This window comes from Arachidicoccus sp. (assembly GCF_050436765.1).
GTDB lineage: Bacteria > Bacteroidota > Bacteroidia > Chitinophagales > Chitinophagaceae > Arachidicoccus.
Map to the genome: position 1 here is coordinate 1 of NZ_JBNQGD010000261.1, position 6,931 is coordinate 6,931.

A 6,931-nucleotide genomic window follows, 5' to 3' on the forward strand; every position below is an offset into this window, starting at 1 on the left:
ATAGAACTTTTCGATGTGAACAGTCAAAAAATGCTGGATAGTGTTACCATCCCAAAATCTTGGTATGGCCTTGCTTTTGGTGATCAAGACAAAACCTTATATGCCTCGGGTGGTAATGATAACTGGATTGTGAAATATAGAATTATACATGGAAAACTAGTTGAAGCAGATAAATATGCCTTGGGCAAGCCTTGGCCTAAGGCTATTTCCCCTGCCGGGTTGGTCGTAGATGAGATGGCGAAAAGAATTTACGTGGTGGGCAAATTTGATAGCTGCCTGTATGTAATAAATTTGCAAAGCAAAAAGGTGCTGCATAAGATTAATCTAGGCAGTGTGCCTTATACTTGTCTTTATTCCAAGGATAAAAAATATTTATATATTAGTCTTTGGGGAGATAAAAAAGTAGTGCAATATAATATTGCTACAAATACTGTTGATAGAAAAATTGCAGTTGGAAGTCACCCCAACGAATTGTGCCTTTCTGAGAATGGAGCCTATTTGTATGTGGCCAATTCTGACGACAATTCGGTATCAGTTATTAATACGAAGGAGAAAAAAGTAATAGAAACATTAAATGCCGCGTTATATCCTAGCGCGGTTCCGGGTTCAACGAGTAACTGCGTGGCTTTAAGTGGTGACAACAAAACATTATACGTTGCCAATGCCGATAATAATTGTTTGGCTGTTTTTGATGTTTCTACACCTGCTAATAGCCGTTCCTTGGGATTTATTCCGGTTGGTTGGTACCCAACAAATGTAAAAATTGTAGGGAACAATATTTTTGTTACGAACGGTAAGGGTTTGCGTTCAATGGCCAATCCATTAGGTCCTGACCCGCTTGATCCAAAAGAGAGGGTTGTTTATCAGGGTGGAGATAATTCTCCACATAAAGTTCCTGTTCAATATATCGCCGGTTTGTTTAAAGGGACTTTAAGTGTTATTAAAGTGCCTTCCACCCGTCAATTGAGTATCTATTCACAAGCGGTATATAAAAACACACCATATAGCAAAGCGAAAGAGCTACATGCTGAAGGAGACACTGACAATCCCATTCCATTTAATGTAGGGCAACCATCTGTTATCAAACATGTATTTTATATTATCAAAGAAAACAGAACATATGATCAAGTTTTGGGGGATGTAAAAGAAGGGAATGGCGATGCAAGCTTGGTTTTATTTGGGAAAAATGTTACACCTAATTTACACAAGTTGGTACAAGATTTTGTTTTGTTAGATAATTTTTATGTTGATGCGGAGGTAAGCATGGATGGCCATAACTGGAGCATGGGTGCTTATGCCAACGATTACTTAGAAAAAACCTGGCCTACGAGTTATGGTGGTCGTGGCGGCTATTATTCTGGCGAGGGAGAAAAAGAAATGGGCAATAATAAAAATGGGTTTATTTGGAGCGATTGCAAGCGCAACAAGGTAAGTTATAGAAGTTACGGTGAATTTGGAAACAATGGCAAGCCCAATGTAAAAGCATTGGTTGGGCACATGGCCAATTTTCGTGGTTTTGATTTAAACTTTAGAGATACTACCCGTTTCCAGCAGTGGAAAAAGGATTTTGATTCTTTGGTTGCTCACAACGCGGTACCGCAATTATGTACAGTCAGGTTTGGTAACGATCATACCCAAGGTTTAAGACGGGGGAGTCCTACACCTTTTGCACAAGTTGCTGATAATGATTTGGCGGTCGGAATGTTTGTCGATTATTTAAGTAAGAGTCCAATTTGGAAAAATAGCGTTGTATTTATTCTAGAAGACGATGCTCAAAATGGCCCAGATCATGTGGATGCGCATAGAAGCCCGGTTTATTTGGCTGGACCTTTTGTAAAAAGGCATTATGTAGATCATACTATGTATTCTACTTCAGGGGTTTTACGTACCATTGAACTAATATTGGGTATGCCACCTATGACACAATACGACGCTGCTGCTACACCATTATGGAGGTGTTTTACCAACAAGCCAGACTTTACGCCTTATATCCATTTGCCAGCATTGGTCAATTTGAACGACATCAACCGCGGAAATGGAAAGATGGCGACCCTAAGTGCATCTATGAATTTTTCGAAAGAGGATGAAGTACCGGACGCGTTATTCAATGAGGTTTTATGGAAAGGTCTGAAAGGTGTAGATGCTCCGGCACCGAAGCACGCCGCATTCGTACGTGCGTCAATTCAACCAAATGATGATTAACGAATATTCTAACGATGTAAAAAGCTCCGATTTTAAAATCGAAGCTTTTTAACGAGATGCATCCATTGTTGGTTTTTATTTCTCTACTTTTACATTGTTCAGCATGTCTTCTGTCATTCTGGCTAAGTCAAATGCTGGTTTCCAATCCCAATCTGCACGTGCTTCCTTGTCATCAATACTTTGTGGCCAACTTTCAGCGATTGCCTGGCGAAAATCCGGATTATAATTGATCGCAAAGTCAGGAATATGTTTTTGTATTTCTGCGGCGATTTCTTTGGGGGAGAAACTCATTGCAGCTAAATTGTAGGAGCGATGATTTTTTATTTTAGTTGCTGGTGCTTCCATTAATTCAATAGTTGCACGAATGCCGTCATCCATGTACATCATGGGTAAGTAGGTATCTTCATTTAGAAAGCAATCGTAAGATTTCGTTTTGAGTGCTTGGTGGAAAATGTCAATTGCATAGTCGGTAGTGCCGCCACCCGGCGCCGATTTATAACTAATAAGTCCCGGATAACGCATGCTACGCACGTCTACGCCATATTTCTCGTGATAATACTCACACCAACTTTCGCCTGCATATTTACTGATTCCGTAAACTGTGGTGGGCTCTACAATAGTTTGTTGCGGGCAATTTTGTTTAGGCGACGTTGGACCAAAGACAGCAATACTGCTTGGCCAATAAATTTTAGTAAGCTTCTCTTCTCTGGCAATTTCTAATACATTCAACAGGGTTTGCATGTTGATGTTCCAGGCCATCAACGGATTTTTTTCACCCACTGCGGACAGTACCGCAGCCAACAAATATATTTGAGTTATTTTTTCTTTTTGGACTGTTTGTTGTAGACCACTTTTGTTCATTGCATCGATATGCATAAATGGCCCTGTACCTGTTAATAAATAATTTTCATCTTTTAAATCGGAGGCTATTACATTTTCTTTTCCATAAATTTTACGCAACGCTAGAGTTAATTCTACACCGATTTGACCACCTGCTCCAATTATCAGGATTCTTTCTTTCTTAGTTGACATACAGTTATAAATTTCTGAATGCAAAGAAAACAAAACTTTAACGTAAGTTCGCATATCTATAAAAAATAAAACAAACGTTTGATATGAATAAGTCTTCTTTTTTGGATAATTTATTTGCAAGGCAATCTTACAATTCTAATAATTTCTTTCTTATCGCAGGGCCTTGTGTTGTCGAGGGTGCAGAACTTTTAGATGAGGTAGCTGCAAAGGTTTCGGCCATTTGCAAAAGGTTGGAAATTCGTTATGTATTTAAATCGAGCTACCGGAAAGCCAATCGTACAAGCGCTAACTCTTTTACCGGTATCGGCGACGAGGCGGCTTTACAGTTGTTGAAAAATGTAGGTGAAAAATACCAATTACCTGTCGTTTCTGATATACATACTGCACAGGAGGCTGCAATGGCGGCCAATTATGTGGATATGTTGGAAATACCGGCCTTTATATGCCGACCAACAGATTTGTTGTTGGCTGCTGCTCAAACAGGCAAAATTGTCAATGTGAAAAAGGGTCAATTTCTCAGCGGAGCCTCCATGAAATTTGCTGTAGAAAAGATCTCTGGTGCGGGAAATGATAGAATAATGCTTACTGAAAGAGGAACAACTTTTGGATATCAGGATTTGGTGGTGGATTACCGTAATATTCCAATTATGCAAGAAAATAATGTACCAGTTGTGATGGATTGTACCCACAGTCTGCAACAACCAAATCAAACAAGTGGTGTAACGGGAGGAAATCCGCAGATGATCGAGACAATTGCCTCTGCGGCAATCGCGACAGGTGCAGATGGTTTATTCATAGAAACGCACCCCAATCCGGCAGTAGCTAAAAGTGATGGTGCCAACATGTTGCGCTTGGATTTATTGGAACCGTTACTGGAAAAATTGGTTAAAATAAGAAAAGCGGTAATTTAATGAAAGCATAAAACTTTTATACTTTTTTGAAATTTTATTTTAGTAAATGAACTCTATTTTATTACAAAACTTGCAAAAGCATATTGTGCTTACAGAAAAAGAGCTGCAATATTTTTTTTCTTCTTTTGAGGTGAAAAATATAAAGAAAAGGGAATTTCTTTTACGTGAAGGTAATATAAGCAGAGGCTTGGCTTTTATAACCAACGGTCTTTTGCGCAGCTATTCTGTGGATAAAAATGGCTTTGAACACGTGATACAATTTGCACCAGAAGATTGGTGGGTAGTGGACATGTACAGCTTTGTAAAAGATCAACCAGCCAGACTTTTTATCGATGCACTGGAAAATACGGAATATCTTTGGTTGTCTAAAATGAATTTGCAAAATCTATATTTAGAACTGCCTCAATTGGAACATTATTTTCGAGTATTGGCAGAGAATTCTGTGATAACTTATCAAAATAGATTAATCAACAATCTTAGTTTGCCGGCTCTAGAGCGTTATCATAATTTCTGCAGTCAGTATCCATCATTAATTCAGTCATTGCCGCAAAAACAGGTGGCGTCATATATAGGGGTGACACCTGAGTTTTTGAGCAAGATGTTAAGCACTATCAAATAAGAATAATTAAAAAGTCATGAATGTAAAAATTGGAGAATATAATGTCTTGAAAGTGATCAAAGAGAAGCCTATGGGTGTTTTTCTGGACGACGGAGATATAGGTATTTTGCTTCCCAAAAGATATGTGCCTAGGGATACAAGAATTGGCGACGAATTAAACGTTTTTGTTTATCATGATAACGAAGCACGTATTATTGCGACCACAGAAAGGCCTTTCGGTGTTTTGGGTGATATTGTAAAGTTGAAAGCTGTATCTACTACAGATTTTGGTGCTTTTTTAGACTGGGGTATCATGAAAAACCTGTTTATCCCGAAATCTCAAATTCAAAATATTATTCGCCCCAATGGCGAATATTTGGTGAAGATTGTAATCGATGAATTAACGGGTCGACTAGCTGCTTCAGAAAAGTTAGAGCAGTTTTTATCAAACGAAGAATTGACCGTTAAAGAAAAAGATTTAGTGACACTTCTTATTTATCGCCGTACTAATATCGGTTATGAAGTAATTATCAATAATGTTCATAAAGGATTATTGCATTACAATGATGTTTTTGAAGATTTGGAAATAGGGGATAAGATTGGAGGCTTTATAAAAAATATTTTGCCGGATAATAAAATAGATGTTGGTAAAGGGGAAATTGGTTATGAACGTGTAGAGAATCAAACTGAAAAGATACTACGTCTCCTACAGGAAAATAAGGGTTTTCTCCCTTATCACGATAAATCTTCTCCTGAAAAAATATATTCCTTTTTTGGTATAAGCAAGAAGACCTTTAAAATGGCTATCGGCAGTTTGTATAAAGAAAGAAAAATTGAACTTACAAAAGATGGTATACAATTGTTATAACAAATAAGCCCCAAAATATTAAATTCTAGGGCTTATTTGGGGGCTATTGCCGTTCCATTTCTCAAAAAAATATTTGAAGATAATGTTACTTCATACTTTTTTGGATACTTTCGGCCGATTGTAGATGTCCTTGCAAAGTAGGTAAAGCATTATTGACAAAGTCCAATAATGTTTGATTAGTGCCATTCTTTTGCTCTTTTTGAAATAAATCTACGGCGTCTTTGTGTTCTTTTACCATTAAATCAATATAATCTTTATTAAAGTCATTGCCGCTTTTATCATTTAATTTATTAAAATTGTCTTGCTCATCCTGATCAATATCTGCAGGTAATGTAACATTGAATTGAACGGCGAGTGCTTTTAATTGATTATTTACTGAGTCGTGATCTTTTACCATTTGGGAGCCGAAATTTTTTATCTGGTCGTTGGATGATTTATCGTTTGCCAATTTCCCCATTTTTACTTCTGCCATACCTCCATTGGCTGCTTTTACCATGAAGTTGGTTTCATCCTTCGTCAATGCGATCGTACTATCTTGCCTTTTCATCTTATTTTCGGATTTTGCGGAATCTACAGCATCTTTGTTATTTCGTGTGCCGTTTCCGCAAGAGGCCAAAGTGCCGATAATTAAAATAGAAAATAGCATTTTAATGGTGTGATGATTTGCTAAAAAATTCCCGACTCGATGGAGTAGAGATTTCGAATTATTCCATTTGGAATAGAAATTTGTGTTTTTCATTTTTCATTAATTTTATGCGCTAAAAAATAGTTACCATACGAAAAAACGCAAAAGACATTCCAAGATTGAAAATCCATAACGCGGAAGGACATATAAGTGCTAGATTACGGTTTTGCAGCGAGTGGATAGGGTATCATATTAGTCAAAAAGGGCTTTAGCAAACTGTAGAATTGTTTCTACAAAATGGTCAAAATGGGCGCTGAAAATATCGCTCAAGAGAAACTTCCTTAAGTAATATAAAAAGCCTTGCGAAAGCCTTTTGGATTTAAATTATCTATGGAATAGCAGATATCGCTTCGACGACGTAAAAAATCATCTATCTGTGCAAAGCCCGTTCACCCGATGTCGTCTTTATTTCAAGTCGTCAACTTTCTGGTGTTTTCTTTAGGATAATCAAATTTTCGGACCCATCATCAACTATTAATATCATGGAATTGTTAAAAAACCTTGTAGAAACAAAAACAACGCTTACGCAAAAAGGTAAAAACTAAAAATGTTGGAATCATCTTTTGTTGAAGATACATTTATAATATATATTTGTTATAACATTCTTCTCAACCTATTTTACAATTTACCTATGG

The 6,931-nt window shown here is 37.2% G+C and carries 6 protein-coding genes; 4 read left to right on the forward strand and 2 right to left on the reverse strand.

All coding sequences use genetic code 11. The features are described 5' to 3' along the window. On the forward strand, window positions 1-2,202 hold a 2,202-nt coding region (locus ACQR30_RS11490; RefSeq protein WP_429735192.1), incomplete at its 5' end, for a bifunctional YncE family protein/alkaline phosphatase family protein. Window positions 2,203-2,277: 75 nt separating this feature from the next. Here ACQR30_RS11490 and ACQR30_RS11495 read toward each other — a convergent pair. Then, a complete protein-coding gene (locus tag ACQR30_RS11495) occupies window positions 2,278-3,234 on the reverse strand; it encodes an NAD-dependent epimerase/dehydratase family protein (RefSeq protein WP_429735194.1) in 957 nt (318 codons plus the stop codon). 83 nt (window positions 3,235-3,317) lie between these two features. Between ACQR30_RS11495 and kdsA the strand changes: the two genes are divergently transcribed. The 3 genes from kdsA to ACQR30_RS11510 are packed head-to-tail and all read left to right on the forward strand — an operon-like array spanning window position 3,318 to window position 5,611. Next, window positions 3,318-4,145 carry a 3-deoxy-8-phosphooctulonate synthase gene (kdsA, locus tag ACQR30_RS11500; protein ID WP_429735196.1) on the forward strand — a complete coding sequence of 276 codons (828 nt, stop codon included), beginning with the start codon at window positions 3,318-3,320 and terminating at the stop codon, window positions 4,143-4,145. 46 nt (window positions 4,146-4,191) lie between these two features. After that, window positions 4,192-4,764 (forward strand): Crp/Fnr family transcriptional regulator, encoded by a 573-nt coding sequence (locus ACQR30_RS11505; RefSeq protein ID WP_429735198.1) that lies wholly within the window; start codon window positions 4,192-4,194, stop codon window positions 4,762-4,764. A 16-nt stretch (window positions 4,765-4,780) separates the two neighbouring features. Next, on the forward strand, window positions 4,781-5,611 hold the full coding sequence (locus ACQR30_RS11510; protein ID WP_429735200.1) for a CvfB family protein: 831 nt from the start codon (window positions 4,781-4,783) through the stop codon (window positions 5,609-5,611). Between the two features lie 85 nt (window positions 5,612-5,696). On the opposite strand, the gene ACQR30_RS11515 is transcribed toward ACQR30_RS11510, so the two are convergent. Further along, window positions 5,697-6,350 carry a DUF4142 domain-containing protein gene (locus tag ACQR30_RS11515; protein ID WP_429735203.1) on the reverse strand — a complete coding sequence of 218 codons (654 nt, stop codon included), beginning with the start codon at window positions 6,348-6,350 and terminating at the stop codon, window positions 5,697-5,699. Window positions 6,351-6,931 lie beyond the last annotated feature (581 nt).